Here is a 15,784-nt window from a genome sequence, read left to right as displayed (position 1 = left end):
CGCTGAGCCCAGCGGCCAATTTTTTTTAGGCGGGTGCGCTACGCAAGCGATGTATATACTCCGTCCGTCGTTCCGGGATAGTTCAGCGGCAGAACATCCGGCTCCAGTCCGGATAGGCGCTGGTTCGAATCCAGCTCCCGGATCCCTTCCTCTTACCTGAGCCACGCATCATGGATGACGCGCCGGATGCGCACGGGGCGGGTGGCGGCTATGCCGCCGCCATGCTCGCCAAAGCCTTCCTGACCCACGAGACCCACCCGGACCCCGCCGTGCGCGAACGCGCGGCGGTGCGCGTTGAGCGCTGGCGCCAGGTGCTGGCGCGTGCGCTGGACGGCTCGGCTACCTACGGCTCCGCCACGCCGCTGCCCGGCATTCCCGACTGGGTGACGCTGGACGTCGCCACCGGCGGCTTTGCCACGGGGGATCTGCTTGCCGGTGGACCGTTGACGCCCTACGAGCGCGAGCTGGCGGCGACGCTTTCCGGCATCGCGCCGGGCAACGAACGGCGCGATCTCAACGCCTGGTTTCTCAGCGAGGCCGGCGTCGCGCGTCTGCAAGACAGCCTGGCGCGGGGCGACTATCGCATCGAGGTGCCGGAAGAAGCTGTGCTGGCCGTGGCGGCGTGGCTGTTGGGGCAGGGGCTTGCCGACGCGGCGCGGGAACTGGTCGCGGTGGTGGCGCCTTTTTTTGACCGTCTGCGCTTCTTCCCCGCGCCCGGATCGGCCGATGACGCGTCGGGCGCCGACATCCATGTCAGCACCGCCGGCGACGTTGCCGCGCGGCTGTCCAGCCTGCCCGCGCAACCGCGCATCGCGGCGCAGCGTGCGGCCGTTCTGACCCTGCTGCCGCATTACGACCGCGCCGTCGCCCTGTTTCTTGAGACGGTCGAGGACGATTGGCCGTGCCGGCGTTATCCGCAGGACTGGATTCCACGCGCCCAGGCGCTGACGAACGAGATCAATGCGGCCCAGGACAGTGGCCAGTCGCCGGCCGGCACGTCGCGCAGGCATCGTCACAAGCGCGAGCTCTTCGACCTCCTGGCGCAATGCGCGCAGGACGCTGCCGGTCTTACCGGCAGGCAGGTCGGCCGTATACGCCGCATCGTTCGCGATTTCGTAGCCGCGCATGGCGAGCCCAGGTCTGCGGAGCACGAGGCCCTGCGCCAACGTCAGCGCGAGGAGGTGTCCGCTGTCGGATTCCATGAAATCGCGCGCCTGGTGGCCGCCCGCTTGCAGGGTCATCCGCAGTCGGCCGGCGTGCACGACCTGGCCCCGGTGCTGGCGCCGTTGAGCGCAACCGAAGCCGCAACGCTCCAATTGCCGCCGGGCGAGCCGGTTCCGGCGCCCATCGCCCGGCGCGCACAGCGCTGCCAAAGCGGCACGCTTGCCGACTTGGTGGCGCAGGGGCTGATCACCTCGCCGGACTTCCTGGCGACGCTCACGCCGCAGATCACGTCGGGCCTGCAAGGCGGCGGCTTTGACGATGCCGCGTTGCGCACGCTGTACAGCGCTTGTTATCGGGCGTTCCGCCGGCGCCGTTCGCTTCTCTTGCTGAACCTTGAACGGCAGGCGTCGTTCGACCGGTTGCCCTGGATCACGGCCCTGGAAGATCTTCGGCGTCCGGCGCGGCAGGACGCCGACGCGGCCCGCGCCGCGCTGACGGAAATCGCGGAACTTGCCCTGGCGTCATTCCCGCATGCGCCCGTGCCGAACAAGCTGCTGCGGGAACTGCACGCACTTGCCGAGCGTGCGCAATGGACGCTGCCGCTGGTGGATGAGGTGGCGGCGGACATCTTCATGGGGCGTTTCGGACGCAAATTCCTGGAAGCGGCGCAATGCGCGGCGGCGCTGCTCGGCGACTCTCTGTACACCCGCTATTTCGACATCGATGCCAGCCAGGTGCTGGCGCTGCCGTTACCGCGAAAATCTCGCGGCGACGACGCCGAGGCCGACGCGTTTGGCCGGTTGTGCGCCGCGCGCGCCGGCGTACAGCCTGGCTTCGGCCAAGTGGGCGCCAACGGCATGGTCATCGAGCAGCAGCAGATACTGACCACGCAGAATCTTGCGGTGCTGGTGAAAGACGCGGGGTTGGACGCGGCGCTACGCGGCCATTATGGCCAGATGGCGGTTGCCGGCTTCGAGTGGATCTGCGCGCGCCACCAAATGAAGATCCACGATTGGCATGCGTGTGTGCGGATGACCCGGAACACCGCCTATGCCTGGCGGCAGGTGCTGTTCTTTCTGTCGATGATGCCGCAGGCCGAGCAGGCGGCCGCGATCGTCGCCATGGATGCGCATTTCCAGGCGCAGAGCGGGGCGTTTCGCAACCGCTTCGAACCCATCATGCGCGGACTGCATCTGGCGGCAGACGGCCAGCGTCTGCCGCAGCACGACGCCGGCCCGCAAGGCGCTCGCGTGTTCCGGGGCTGGTTCAACACGCGCCACTGGCTGCTCGACGGCCTGCACTGAGCGGGCCGAGTCCTCCTACTTCCGGAACGCCGCAATCGCCTCCGCCGACTTGCCCAGCACGTCGCGCAGCACTTCGTTGGTGTGCTCGCCCAGCAGCGGCGGCGCGCGGCGGTACACGACGGGCGAATCCGAAAACCGCAGCGGACTGGCCGTCACGGGCGCCATGCCGCCGGCCGGATGCGGCATGTCTCGCCGCAGCTGCCGCGCCTGCGCCTGCGGGTGCGCGAATGCCTGGGCGATGTCGTTGATCGGCCCGCACGGCACGCCCACCGCCTCCAGCTTGGCAATCCAGTCATCACGCCGGCCTTCGCGCATGATGTCGGTCAGGATGCCGATCAGTTCCACGCGGTTGGTGACGCGCAGCCGGTTGGTCGCAAAGCGCGGATCGTCGCCGAGCTCCGGCACGCCGATGGCGCGGCAGTAGGCGCGATACTGCGATTCGTTGCCCGTGGCCACGATCAGGTGGCCGTCGCTGGCGGCGAACACCTGGTAGGGCACCACGTTCTGATGCGCGTTGCCGGCGCGGGTGGGCGCGACGCCCGAGTTGAAGTAGTTGGAGTTCTGGTTGGCCAGCAAGGCCACGTGGCTGTCGAGCAGCGCGATGTCCAGATGCTGGCCCTGGCCGCTGCGATGGCGCTCTTGCAGGGCCGCCAGCACCGCCACGGTCGCGTACATGCCGGTGACGATGTCGGTGACGGCCACGCCCGCCTTCTGTGGCCCGCCGCCGGGCAGGTCGTCGCGCTCGCCCGTGATGCTCATCAGCCCGCCCATGCCCTGGATCATGAAGTCGTAGCCGGGGCGCTGCGCAAACGGACCGTCCTGGCCGAAGCCGGTGACCGAGCAATAGATGAGGCGCGGATTGATCTGCTTGAGGCTCTGGTAGTCCAGCCCGTACTTGGCCAGGCCGCCCACCTTGAAGTTCTCGACAAGGATGTCGCTGACCGCGGCCAATTCCCGGATCAGCGCCGCGCCTTCCGGCGTGGCCATGTCGGCCTCGACGGAGCGCTTGTTGCGGTTGGCGCTGAGGTAATAGGCCGATTCGTTGGTGTCCTGGCCATCTCCGTCCTTCAGAAAGGGCGGCCCCCACGCTCGGGTGTCGTCGCCGACGTGCGGCCGTTCGATCTTGATGACGTCGGCGCCCAGGTCTGCCAGGTTCTGCGTGCACCACGGGCCGGCCAGAATGCGCGACAGGTCCAGCACGCGGATGCCGTCAAGAGGAGGCGGGCGCGTCATGATTGCACCGTCGCGGTGCCGTGGCTCATGACCACGACGCCGCGCTCTTTGGCGCGGGCAATGAAGCGGATCTGGCCATCCGGCATGCGCCACATATCGCATTGCAGTGTCTCGCCCGGATAGACGGGAGCCGAGAAACGCGTGTTCAGGCTGGTGAGCCGCGCGGCATCGTAATCGCAGAAGGTCTTGACGATGGCATGCGCGGCCACGCCGTACGAGCACAGACCATGCAGGATGGGGCGGGGATAACCCGCCTGACGCGCGACGTCCGGGTCTGCGTGCAGCGGATTGCGGTCGGCGTTCAGGCGATACAGCAGCGCCGCGCTGGATGGAATGCGCAGCTCGCAGCGCAATTCCGGGTCGCCGTCGGGCGCGGCGGGCAGGGCCTCGGGGCTGGCATCGCCGTCGCCGAAACCGCCATCGCCGCGGCAGAAGGTGCTTGATCGCAGGGTCGCCAGGCATTGGCCGTCTTCGTCGTGCAGCGTGCGTTCGCTGACGATGATGGCGCCCTTGTCCGCGCCCTTGTCGATCACGTGCGTGTTGCGTGTTCTGCCGGTGACGACGCCCGACACCGGCAGCGGCGCATGCAGCGTCAGCCGCTGCTCGCCATGCACGACCTTCACCCAGTCCACCGTCGAGCGCGGGTCGCTGACCCAGAAGCCCGGGTAGCCGAGGATCACGCTCATCGTCGGGAACGCGCGCAGGTCCTTTTCGTACACGTAGCGCAATTGGCCCGTGTCTTCCGGATCCTGCCCCAGGCCGATGCCCAGCGCATACAGCATGGTGTCCTTCTGTTCATAGCGCTGGCGCACATCGTCAAAGCGCCAGTCCTTCACGGTTGCATAGTCCAACGGCATGTGGCGGCCTCAGATGGGATCCCAGTCGATCACGTCGGGCGAACGCTCCAACGCATAGAAGTGCTTGCGCATGGCGGGCGCGGCGATCTCGGCGATGCGTTCCGGCGTCCAGCCTTCGCTGTGATGCACCGTGCGCAGCGGGCGAGGCTGGCTCATCAGCATGATCTCGTTGGCGCGCACCGCGAAGATCTGCGCGGTTATCTCGCTGGCCGCGTCGCTGGCCAGAAACACCGCCATCGGCGCCACCTTGCCGGCTTCCATCTTTTTCAGTTTCTCGACGCGCGCCTTTTCTTCGTCGGTCTCCGCGGGGATGGAGCTTGTCATGCGGCTCCAGGCAAACGGCGCGATGCAGTTGGACCGCACGTTGTAGCGCGCCATGTCCAGCGCAATCGACTTGGACAACGCGACGATGCCCAGTTTGGCGGCCGCGTAGTTGGCCTGGCCGAAGTTGCCGATCAGCCCCGACGTGGACGTCATGTGCACGAAGGCGCCCGATTCCTGTTCGCGAAAGTAGGGCGCCGCCGCGCGGCTCATGTAGAACGAGCCGTTCAGGTGCACGTCGATCACCTGGCGCCATTCCTCTTCGCTCATCTTGTGGAAAACCCGGTCGCGCAGGTTGCCCGCGTTGTTGATCACCGCGTCCACCCGGCCGAATGCGTCGATGGCGGTTTGCACGACGCGGCTGGCGCTGTCGTACGCGGCCACGCTGTCGGTGTTGGCCACGGCGTGGCCGCCCGCTTCGACGATTTCCTTCACGACCGCCTGCGCGGGACCGTCCGCGCCGCCTTCGCCGGTGAGCGATACGCCGATGTCGTTCACCACGACCTTCGCGCCCGCCTCCGCCATTGCCAGCGCCACGCTGCGGCCGATGCCGCCGCCCGCGCCCGTCACGATCACCACCTTTCCGGATACCAAGCCGCTCATTGCTTTTGACTCCTGTGCTGCGGCGCGCACGCCGTGTGTGGAAAACAGTTCCGCATCAACCCGTCTGGTTCATGGGCATGGCCTCATGGTAGATTCGACCCGGCATTCGAAGAATTCAAAATTAGAAATGCCCCCCTTCTGCGTGGTGGAACATGAGACATGATCTGACGGACCTGCGTTTGTTCTTGAACGTGGGCGAAACACTCAATCTGACCCGTGCCGCGGAACGCACGTTCCTGTCCTTGCCGGCGGCAAGCGCGCGGGTCAAGCACATGGAAGAGGCATTCAAGGCCCGCCTGCTGGTGCGCATGGCCACGGGCGTGGCGCTCACGCCCGCCGGCGAAGTGCTGCTCAAGCACGCCAATGCCGTCTTCCGCCAACTCGAATGCCTGAACGCCGATCTGCAGCCGTACGCCAGCGGCCTGAAAGGCCGTCTACGTCTGCTGGCCAACACCACCGCCACCAATTCCTTCCTGGCCGACGCGCTGTCCACGTTCCTGGCGGAAAACCCTGACGTCGATGTCGAGCTGGAAGAAAAAATCTCTGGCGACATCGTCATTGCCATCCGTGCCGGCGCCGGGGACCTGGGCCTTGTCGCGGGCAACATCGATGTCGAGGGCCTGGACGTCACGCCGCTGTTCCGCGACGAACTCACCGTGGTCACGTCGCTGGACCATCCGCTGGCCGCGCAGAAGACCGCGCATTTCGCGGACCTGGTGGACGCCTACCAGTTCGTCGGCATCCACCCGGACAGCGCGATCCAGACCTTTCTTGAAGACATCGCCAGTGGCCTTGGCAAGCGCATCTGCCAGCGCGTGCACGTGGGCAGCTTCGAGGCCGTGTGCCGCATGGTCGAGGCCGGCGCGGGCATCGCCGTCGTGCCACGCGCCTGCGCGGCGCGCTACAGCCGTCCCGACTTTCTGCATGTGCTCAAGCTGGACGACCCCTGGGCGCTACGCGATCGCCTGTTGTGCCGCCAACGCGGCCGCGACCTGCCCAGCTTCGCGGAGTGCTTCATCGGCCACGTGCAGCGCGCCGCGCGTGGGCAATAGGTAGTCGGGAGCCGACAGCGCGCCTGCGGTCCCAATCGCCCGACAGATGCGTCGCTCGGGGTTTGCCCTGACCCCATGAGTCCTAGCCCATGCGCCGTAGGGCTGCCATACAAGGCGTGCCCGCGCGTGCGGCCCATCCTTCAGCCCCCGCGAAAGAGGGGCTTTTGCAAATACGTAGCGGACTTCTCCGGCATTCGGCAAATAATAAAAAACAGCGGCGGGCGGCAGCACGCGATGTCCAGCCGTGACCAGAACAAGACTCAGGAGACTGCCGTGATCCATCAAGACCGCCGCCGCGTCCTCGCGGGGCTGGGCGCCGCATGCGCCGCCGCCATGCTTCCATCCTGGGCCCGCGCCGCCACCTGGCCGGGCCACGCCGTGACCTTCATCGTCCCGTTTCCCGCCGGGGGACCGGTCGACACCACCGCGCGCTTCACGACGCAGCCTCTCGGCCAACTCTGGTCCGTGCCCACCGTCGTTGACAACAAATCCGGCGCCGGCGGCATCGTCGGCGCGCAATTCGCTGCGAAAGCGGAGCCCGACGGCTACAACTTCTTTTTCGCGTCCATCCACCACGCCGTGCTGCCCAGCCTGCGCAACAACCTCAGCTACGACATCACCACCGACTTCGTGCCAGTAGGCATGGCCGCGGTATTTCCCATCGTGCTCGTCGTCAATGCGTCGCTGCCCGTCAACAGCGTCAGCGAACTCATCGCCTACGCCAAGCAGAACCCCGGCAAGCTGTCCTTCAGCTCCTCCGGCACCGGCGGCGGCACGCACCTGGCCGGCGAACTCTTCAACGCCATGGCCGGCGTGCGCATCCAGCACGTCCCCTACCGCGGCAGCGCACCCGCCATGCAGGACCTGCTAGGCGGCCAAGTGCAAGTCATGTTCGCCGACGGCCCCTCCGCCGTCCCGCACCTCAAGGGCGGCAAGATCCGCGCGCTGGGCGTTGGCAACCCCACACGGTCCAGCATGGTTCCCGACATCCCCACCATCGCGGAATCAGGACTGCCCGGCTACGAGGCCTACTCGTGGAGTGGCGTCATGGCGCCCAAAGGCACGCCGCCCGACATCGTCAAGCGTATCAATGCGGACATGGTGAAAGTGCTGTCGAACGACAGCACCGCAAAGGCAATGATCGCGGCGGGTGCGGAGCCCAAGCCGGGCTCGCCCGAGGAATTCGGCAAATTCGTGCGCGACGAAATCGCAAAGTGGCGCGACCTCATCAAGACCGCGAACATCAAGCTGGAGTGATCCGGTCAGGATCGTGACGATCAGCGCACCGCGAACCAGGCGCCATTGAGACTGCCGTTCATGCCGCAGAACGGCGGCCCAAAGCCGTCATTCTTCACACCGGCAGGCGGCGTCTCGCGCGTCACCAGCACCGCGCCGCTGCGCTTGAGCGTCAGCGTCCAGGGCGGTCCATCCTGATAGGTCACCGTCAGCGTGTCGCCCGACACGGCGCCTCGACCACTCAAATCGCAAACCCAGTTCCCGTTATACGGCCGCGCCGAATTCGCCGCCACCAGCAACTCGCCACGCGAATTCTGCGTGATCTCGATCTCGCCTTCGATGTTCCTCCACTTGCCGACAAATCCGTCGGCCGGCTTGGGATTGATCGCCTTCAGGAACGCCAGACGGTAGCGCATGGTGTCGGTAAGCGCCTCGAAAGGCGTGCTTTGCACGTAGGGCTCTGCATAAGCGTTGTCGCGTACGCCCAGAAAGTACTTCTGATCGGCAACCAATGCCTTGGCCGCCTCCGCATCCAGTTCATCGCGCACGGCCTTGAATTGCTGCGCAATGGCGGCATCCTGATCCCCTAGCCTCGAATTGCCGCAAAGCGACTTCTCAACCGGCGTGGAGGCCTTGGCGCAATTGAACGACGGGGCGGCCACTGCGCTGCCAGCCATCGCCAGCGAAGCCGAAAGGACCAGATAACGGATCATGGTTTGAAGTTCTCCAGAGGATGAACAAGTCCGGCCGCCGACCGGCGCCGCATGACCGCGCAGTTTACCGGTGTTGCCGTTATCTCGGAGATGGTGTCTGACACCCTGCGAAGACTGCCGTTATGCCACGGATGTGTCCCAAGGGTGTCAGACACCAGCGCAGATTGCGACGCCCGAACTGGGACAGGTGTCAGACACCCTGCGAAGACTGTCGTCATGCCGCAGATGTGCCCCAAGGGTGTCAGACACCAGCAACACCGCCGCACATCGCGAGTAAGGTATCTGGCACCCGAGCACACCCCCGGCTGCAAGCGCGAAGCGTCATCCACGAACGCAAGACACCGCGTAAGCGTCCGGAGGCCGCCCGCGCGGCCAACCGGGCGCGGGCCCCGCAAGACGCTCCAAACCCGCGCAAGCGCAGCCAAAACCCTCAAGAACCCACCCCGCCCCAGCGCCCGCCAAGCTGAAGCCACCCGAGCACGGCGCGTCGGCGGCCTGGCGCGCGCGGGGCGTGTAGATGCGCCCGAGGGAATCTGAAGGGAAGGCCGCAGGCCTGGACGAAGATGACGACGGGGCAGTCCGGAGCGAAGGCTCCGGACCGCAATCGTAGCCCCGCGCGCGCCAAGCCGCCGACGTGCCGGGCGTCAAAAGAACGAGCCCGACCCCGCCGACGTGCCGGGCGTCAAAAGAACGAGCCCGACCCCGCCGACGCGCCGGGCGTCAAAAGAACTCAAACCCGCCGCGACGCAGCAGCAACAGCCCCGAGATACTCCCCCTCCAACTGCGCCACCAGTTCTGCAACAGCCAACACCTCCTGCACAGCCCCCACCCCCTGCCCAGCACTCCAAATATCCTTCCAAGCCTTAGGCCGTGAACTTTTGTCCATATTTGCCGGCGGTGCCACCCCATTGCTGGCCAGCACAACAGGATCCAACCCCGCGGCCAAAATGCTCTCCGACAGATAGTTCGCCGGCACCCCCGAAAAATAAGCCGTATAAGTCACATCCCCCGCCTGCGCCGCCAACACCATCTCCCGGTAAGCATCCCCCGCCAACGACTCCCGCGTCGCAATAAACCGAGTTCCCATATAGGCAAAATCGCACCCCAGAACCTGCGCCGCCAAAATATCCTTCCCATGGCTGATGCAGCCGGACAACGCCAACGGCCCGTCATAAAACGCCCGTATCTCATTCACCAGCGCAATCGGATTCATCTGCCCCGCATGTCCGCCAGCCCCCGCGGCAACCAGGATCAACCCGTCAACCCCCGCGTCCAGCGCCCGCTTCGCATGCCGCACGTTCGTCACATCGTGATAGACCAGCCCGCCATAGGCATGCGCCGCCTTCACCACCGCCTCCGGCGCATGCAGCGACGTAATCAGCAGCGGCACCTGGCGTTCCGCGCAGATCGCAAGGTCTCCTTGCCAGCGCGGATTGCTTGGATGCACGATCAGGTTCACCCCATACGGCGCCACCTTCTCCGACGGCGCCGCAAGGCGCCGCGCCGCCAGCCCGTCCTCGATCCGCGTGATCCACTCGTGCAATTGCTCCTGCGGCCGCGCGTTCAATGACGGAAACGTCCCGATGATCCCCGCCGCGCACTGCGCGACCACCAGTTGCGGCCCCGACACCAGGAACATCGGGGCGCCAATCACAGGCAGGCGGATCTGGTCTCGCAATGCAGACGGGGAATTCATCGTGATGCTCCGGGGAAAATCAGTTGGCCTGAATGTTCGCGGTCTGGATCACGTCCGACCACAACGCGTACTCGCGGTCGATCCGCGCCTGCAGGGCTTGCGAATCGCCCGTGTTGATCGTGTACCCGCCTTCCGTCATCGCCTGACGGAAAGCCGGGTCCTTCGACACTTCCGACAGCGCCCGGGTCAGCCGCGCCGTCACCGCATCAGGCAGCTTCTTCGGCCCCACCAGCGCATACCAGCCCACCACCTCGTAATCCTTCATGCCGGCCTCCATCATCGTGGGCACGTCCGGCAACTCCGGATTGCGCGTCTTCGACGTCACCGCCAGCGCCCGCGCCTTACCGCTCTTCACAAACGGAATCGCCGTGCTCGTGATGTCGAACATGAACGTCACCTTGCCGCTCACCACGTCCATCATCGCCGGTGAATTACCCCGATACGGCACGTGCAGCATCGACGCCTGCGCCTGCTTCTTCAGCAGCTCCGCCGAAAGGTGGTTCGACGCCCCGATCCCTGCCGACCCGAACGACACCGCCTCCGGATGCTCGCGCGCATAGGTCACGAGTTCGCCCACGTTCTTCGCCGGGATCTGCGGCCCGATCAACAACACGTTGGCGTAGTCCACGACAAGGCCCAGCAGCGAAAAATCCTTGCGCGGATCGAACAGCGTGCTGCGCTGGACCAGCGGCGACATCGTCAGTGTGGGGCTGGCGGCAAAGCCCAGCATGTAGCCGTCTGGGGTGGCCTTGGCGGTCGCGTCCGACGCGATCATGCCGCTCGCGCCCGCCCGGTTCTCCACCACCACGGTCTGTCCCAGCTTGTCGCCGAGATACTTCGCAAAGACGCGCGCTGTCGTGTCCACCGGACCGCCCGGGGCGTAGCCCACGAGCAGGCGGATGGGACGGTCGGGATACGTCTGGGCCGAGGCGGTTTGCGCGCCAGCCAGCGCGGCCACGGCCGAGGCCGCGGCGATCAGGGTCTTGATGTTCACGCTCTTGTCTCCTTGTGCATAAGTGGCCGGTCGTCAGAGCGGAACAGCTGTCCGCGTCTACGCCAGCCTTTCTTTCAGCGGCTGCTTCAGGATCTTGCCGCTGACGGTGGTGGGAATCGTCTCGATGGGAATGATCCGCGCCGGCCGCTTGTACGGGGCAAGCTGGGCGCGCAGGTGCAGCATCAGCAGATTCGTGTCGATCGTCGCGCCCGGCAGGGGTTCGACGAAGGCGATGACCTCTTCGTTGTGATCTTCGGTGTCGCGTCCCACCACGGCCGACAGGCGCACGCCGGGGAACGCGTTGATCACCGACTCGACCTCGATCGGGTAGACGTTGAAGCCCGACCGGATGATCAGGTCCTTCGAACGCCCCGAGATGAACAGCGCGCCGCTGTCGTCCACGTAGCCGATGTCGCCCGTGTTGAGCCAGCCGCCCGGCAGCAGCGCCTGCGCCGTCTGTTCCGGATTGCGGTAGTAGCCCAGCATCACGCCCGGACCGCGGATCAGCAGGTCGCCACGCGTGCCCGGCGCAGGGACCGCGTCCGGGTTGCCGACACGCAGCTCCACGCCGTCCACCGCATGCCCCGCCGAGCAATCGTCGCGCGGCGCGTCGATGTCCGTGATGAACATCGAGCCCGCGTACTCCGTGATGCCGTAGCCGTGGTGCATCGGCGCGCCGAAGTAGCGTTCGGCATCGCGCTTCTGCGTCGGATCGAGCGCCGCGCCGCCCGTGTACAGGTAGCGCAGGGCCGGCGCGCGCAGATCCGCGCGGGGCGGCGCCACCGCCATCAGACGGCTGAACATCGTCGGCACGCCTTGCAGGATGCTGACGCCGGGATGCGCCAGCGCCTTGAACACGTCGTCCGGATCGAAGCGGCTGCGCAGCACCAGGCTGGCGCCCGCGTGCAGCGTGGACATCAGCACCGTCGCGATGCCGAAGATGTGCGACATCGGCAGCGCCGCGTAGCCGATATCGTGCGGGGTCAGCCGGCGCGATGCCGCCGATACCCGCGCAAAGTGGATCAGCCCGCGATGCGGCACCATCACGCCCTTCGGTGCGCCGGTCGTGCCGGATGTGTAGATCACCGTGCCGACCTCGTTGGCCAGCTCGCCGGTTTCAGCCTGCGTCGGCTCGGCCGCGCGCGCGGCAGCGATGCCCGGTCCCCAGACTGCCGCGTCCGCTTCAACCGCGCCCGCCGAAGCGGCATGGGCGGCAGCCGCCGTCGACACGCCGGTCGTGAACAGCACCAGCTCGGGCTGCGCGTGCTGACGGATGTTGTCGATCTCGCGGCCGGACAGGCGCGCATTCACGCCCACGGGCCAGGCGCCCGCGACCCCGCAGCCGAACAGCGCGGCCAGCATCGCCGTGCAGTTCTCGCCCACCATCATCACGCGATGGCCGGGCTGCACGCCCTGGCCGCGCAGCCATTGCGCCGTGTCCTGCACCCGCTGCCACAACTGGCCGTAGGTCACCGTGCCGCCGCCTTCCTCGTACAGGCAGATGGCGTCGGGCTGCCGGCGCGCCTGCAGCGCCAGAATGTCGTGGATGCGGGTGATGGATTCAGCGTGAGACATGGGTGATACGTCGGATCAAAGAGTTGCCTGGGTGCCCAGGATGGCGGTCGATTGGCTGGACAGGGTACCGCCATTGCCATGCACCAGCGCAAGCTGCGCGTCTGGAACCTGCCGTTCGCCGCATTCGCCGCGAAGCTGGCGCACCGCCTCGATCATGATGAAGACGCCATACATGCCGGGATGCACGCAGCACAGGCCGCCGCCGTTGGTGTTGACCGGCAGCCGGCCCCCGGGCGCAATGCCGCCGTCCGCAATGAACTCCTTGCTTTCGCCCTTGGCGCAGAAGCCCAGGTCTTCCAGGAACAGCAGCGTGTTGATGGTGAAAGCGTCGTAGAGTTCGACGACGTCGATGTCCTTGGGGGCAAGGCCCGCCATCGCGAACGCGCGGCTGCCAGACTCGGCGGCGGCGGTGACCGTCAGGTCTTCCATTGAAGAGATCTGCCGGTTCCACACGGCCGTTGCATTGCCCAGCACATAGACGGGCGGACGCGGCAGGTCGCGGGCGCGGTCGGCGCGCACCAGCACGTAGGCGCCCGCGCCGTCGGTGACCAGGCAGCAGTCGCGTACGCTCAAGGGATCGGACACCATGCGCGCGGAAAGAATCTGATCCAGCGTGGCCGGCTCGCGCAAGTGGGCTTCCGGGTTGAGTTGCGCCCACTGGTTGGCCGCCAGCGCCACCCGCGCCAGATCTTCGCGGCGGGTGCCGTACTGATGCATGTGCCGGGCGGCCGCCAGCGCATACGAGGACAGCGGGTTGAGCGGATCGTAGGGGGACTCGTAGGGGTGCGGATCGAACTGCTTGCGCACCCGCCCGACCTCGGCGCGGCTGAGCGTGGAGGTGCGCTGCGTGCTGCCGTAGCAGACCAGCACGGCATTGCACTGGCCGGACGCCAGCGCGTGCAGCCCCGGCATCAGATGCGCTACGAAGCTCGAGCCGCCCAGCATGGTGCTGTCGATGAACGTCGGCCGAATGCCCAGGTGTTCGATCACCGGCATGGCCCACATCGGCGCGGCCACGCTGGCGGTGCAGATGCCGTCGATGTCGCGCATCGTCAGGCCCGCGTCCGCCACGGCGCGCTGCGCCGCCTGCACCAGGATTTCCATTTCGGTAAAGCCCGTGGCCTGTCCGAGGCCCGCGTGGCCCACGCCGGCCACCGCCACGGCGCCGCGCAAATCATTCAGCGTCATGCCGCCTCCTTGTTGGGAACGAAGACGACCAGCCCGCGGCCGTCCTGCTGGATCACCTGCGCGCGCACGCCCATGCCGATGCGCACGGCGTCCGGCGCCACGCCGTCGACGCGGCTCATCAGCCGCACGCCTTCCTGCAGGTCGATCAGCGCCACGTTGTAGTCGCCGCCTGCCTCGGGCTTGCGCCGCACGACGGTGGTGGAGTACACGGTGCCGCGTCCGTCGGGCGCCGCGAAAACAAGCCGGTCCGCGCCGCAGTGCGGGCAGATCATGCGGGGATAGAACACGGCGCGGTCGCAACCGCCGCAGCGCTGGATGAGGAAGCGGCCTTCGTCGAGCGCCTGGCGGTATTGCGCCTCGACGCCTTGCGAGACGCCATCCGTCTGATCGGGAGCAGTCATGGTGCGATGGGATTCCAGTGATTGAAGCGTGAATCTGAAGCGTGAATCTGAACAGGCCCTAGTGTCGGCACTGCCAACCGCTTCGGCCATTCTTCATTGCTGAAGCAGGACTTTTGCCAATCCGTAGTGGACCGCGCGCCCTACACGCAACGCGAAGCCCGTCTTCGGGAGAGGCAGATTGTCCGGTCGTGCGCGCCGTGGCTAGATACCGGGCAAAGGAGGTGGACCATGAACCTGACCTGGACGCCGCAAGAGCGCCAATTCCGCGAAGCCGTGCGCGCCTTCGCCGCCGAGAAGCTGCCGGACGACATTCGCGCCAAGGTGCTGCGGCACCAGCGGCTGGAACGCGATGACTACGTGCGGTGGCACAACATCCTGGCTGACCAGGGGTGGGGCGCGCCCAACTGGCCGGTCGAACATGGCGGCACGGGATGGAACGCCTTGCAGCGCCTGATCTTCGAAGTGGAATGCTTCAAGGCGGGCGCGCCGCGGCTGCTGCCGTTCGGGCTGTCCATGATCGGCCCCGTGCTGATGAAGTACGGCAGCGCCGAGCAGAAGACCCGGCTGCTGCCGCGCATGATCCGTGTGCAGGACTGGTGGTGCCAGGGGTATTCCGAGCCGGGTTCCGGTTCCGATCTGGCGTCGCTCAAGACCCGTGCCGTGCGCGATGGCGACGACTACGTGGTCAACGGCCAGAAGACCTGGACGACGCTGGCGCAGTATGCGGACTGGATGTTCTGCCTGGTGCGCACCGACCCCGATGCGCGCGCGCAGCGCGGCATCTCGATGTTGCTGCTGGACATGCGTGCGCCGGGCGTCACGGTGCGTCCGATCCGCACGCTGGACGGCGGCCATGACGTCAACGAGGTCTGGCTGGAAAACGTGCGCGTGCCGGCCGGCAACCTTGTCGGCGAGGAGAACCAGGGCTGGACCTACGCCAAGTACCTGCTCGGTCACGAGCGCACCGGCATCGCGGGCCTGGGCCATTGCCACCGCGAGCTGGGCATCCTGAAGGACATGGCGGCGCGCGCGCAATCGCGCGGCAGGCCGCTGCTGCAGGACAGCCGGATGCGCGACCGCATCTCGCGCATCGAGGTCGACATCATGGCGCTGGAAATGCTGCTGCTCCGCGTGGCCGCCAGCAACGACGGCACGCCGGGGCCGGAGGCTTCGGTGCTGAAGATCCGCGGCTCCGAGATCCAGCAGGACCTGGCCATGCTGCAGATGGAAGTGGCGGGGCCGGACGCCTGGCCCTATGACCCGGACTGGCTGGTGGCCGGCAACGATTTCCACGGCCCCGGGCCGGAGATGACAGCCGCCGCGGGCGCCGGCTATGCCGATATGCGCAAGACCTCGATCTACGGCGGTACGACCGAAGTGCAGAAGGGCATCATCGCCCGCCTGGTGCTGGGCGTATAGGCTCGCCGCGCAACCTCGACAGGAATAC

The 15,784-nt window shown here is 66.8% G+C and carries 13 protein-coding genes and 1 tRNA gene; 5 read left to right on the top strand and 9 right to left on the bottom strand.

The features are described 5' to 3' along the window. Positions 1 to 71: 71 nt before the first annotated feature. Positions 72 to 143: transfer RNA gene (locus ASD71_RS20940), tRNA-Trp, on the top strand. 27 nt (positions 144 to 170) lie between these two features. Further along, entirely contained in the window at positions 171 to 2,468 is a 2,298-nt protein-coding gene (locus ASD71_RS20935) for a hypothetical protein (RefSeq protein WP_056569106.1), read from the top strand. Between the two features lie 15 nt (positions 2,469 to 2,483). Here ASD71_RS20935 and ASD71_RS20930 read toward each other — a convergent pair whose 3' ends face one another. The 3 genes from ASD71_RS20930 to ASD71_RS20920 are packed head-to-tail and all read right to left on the bottom strand — an operon-like array spanning position 2,484 to position 5,482. Then, entirely contained in the window at positions 2,484 to 3,701 is a 1,218-nt protein-coding gene (locus ASD71_RS20930) for a CaiB/BaiF CoA-transferase family protein (RefSeq protein WP_056569103.1), read from the bottom strand. After that, a complete protein-coding gene (locus ASD71_RS20925; RefSeq protein WP_056569101.1) occupies positions 3,698 to 4,558 on the bottom strand; it encodes a MaoC/PaaZ C-terminal domain-containing protein in 861 nt (286 codons plus the stop codon). The genes ASD71_RS20930 and ASD71_RS20925 overlap by 4 nt, the downstream gene beginning before the upstream one ends. A gap of 9 nt (positions 4,559 to 4,567) precedes the next feature. After that, the gene (locus ASD71_RS20920) at positions 4,568 to 5,482 is read right to left on the bottom strand and encodes an SDR family NAD(P)-dependent oxidoreductase (protein WP_056569098.1); all 915 of its coding nucleotides are present in this window, start codon (positions 5,480 to 5,482) and stop codon (positions 4,568 to 4,570) included. A gap of 152 nt (positions 5,483 to 5,634) precedes the next feature. Between ASD71_RS20920 and ASD71_RS20915 the strand changes: the two genes are divergently transcribed. Beyond that, positions 5,635 to 6,534, top strand: a complete 900-nt coding sequence (locus tag ASD71_RS20915; protein ID WP_056569094.1) for a LysR substrate-binding domain-containing protein — start codon at positions 5,635 to 5,637, stop codon at positions 6,532 to 6,534. 234 nt (positions 6,535 to 6,768) lie between these two features. Next, positions 6,769 to 7,791 (top strand): tripartite tricarboxylate transporter substrate binding protein, encoded by a 1,023-nt coding sequence (locus tag ASD71_RS20910; protein WP_056569091.1) that lies wholly within the window; start codon positions 6,769 to 6,771, stop codon positions 7,789 to 7,791. Between the two features lie 20 nt (positions 7,792 to 7,811). On the opposite strand, the gene ASD71_RS20905 is transcribed toward ASD71_RS20910, so the two are convergent. The 6 genes from ASD71_RS20905 to ASD71_RS20880 form a co-directional block, all read right to left on the bottom strand. Then, on the bottom strand, positions 7,812 to 8,483 hold the full coding sequence (locus ASD71_RS20905) for a lysozyme inhibitor LprI family protein (protein ID WP_056569088.1): 672 nt from the start codon (positions 8,481 to 8,483) through the stop codon (positions 7,812 to 7,814). 730 nt (positions 8,484 to 9,213) lie between these two features. Beyond that, positions 9,214 to 10,179 (bottom strand): nitronate monooxygenase family protein, encoded by a 966-nt coding sequence (locus ASD71_RS20900; protein WP_056569085.1) that lies wholly within the window; start codon positions 10,177 to 10,179, stop codon positions 9,214 to 9,216. Between the two features lie 19 nt (positions 10,180 to 10,198). Beyond that, a complete protein-coding gene (locus ASD71_RS20895) occupies positions 10,199 to 11,173 on the bottom strand; it encodes a tripartite tricarboxylate transporter substrate binding protein (RefSeq protein WP_056569082.1) in 975 nt (324 codons plus the stop codon). A gap of 57 nt (positions 11,174 to 11,230) precedes the next feature. Further along, positions 11,231 to 12,748, bottom strand: coding sequence for a class I adenylate-forming enzyme family protein (locus ASD71_RS20890; protein WP_056569079.1), 1,518 nt, complete (start codon positions 12,746 to 12,748; stop codon positions 11,231 to 11,233). Positions 12,749 to 12,763: 15 nt separating this feature from the next. Continuing rightward, entirely contained in the window at positions 12,764 to 13,936 is a 1,173-nt protein-coding gene (locus tag ASD71_RS20885) for a thiolase (protein WP_056569076.1), read from the bottom strand. Beyond that, positions 13,933 to 14,337 (bottom strand): Zn-ribbon domain-containing OB-fold protein, encoded by a 405-nt coding sequence (locus tag ASD71_RS20880; RefSeq protein ID WP_056569073.1) that lies wholly within the window; start codon positions 14,335 to 14,337, stop codon positions 13,933 to 13,935. The genes ASD71_RS20885 and ASD71_RS20880 overlap by 4 nt, the downstream gene beginning before the upstream one ends. Positions 14,338 to 14,565: 228 nt before the next feature. Here ASD71_RS20880 and ASD71_RS20875 point away from each other — a divergent pair, with 228 nt between their 5' ends. After that, positions 14,566 to 15,756 carry an acyl-CoA dehydrogenase family protein gene (locus ASD71_RS20875; protein WP_056569070.1) on the top strand — a complete coding sequence of 397 codons (1,191 nt, stop codon included), beginning with the start codon at positions 14,566 to 14,568 and terminating at the stop codon, positions 15,754 to 15,756. Positions 15,757 to 15,784 lie beyond the last annotated feature (28 nt).

The organism is Achromobacter sp. Root565, from assembly GCF_001427425.1.
Lineage (GTDB): Bacteria > Pseudomonadota > Gammaproteobacteria > Burkholderiales > Burkholderiaceae_B > Achromobacter > Achromobacter spanius_D.
The sequence above is the reverse complement of the archived record's forward strand: the minus strand, read 5'-3'. Positions and strand labels throughout refer to the sequence as shown.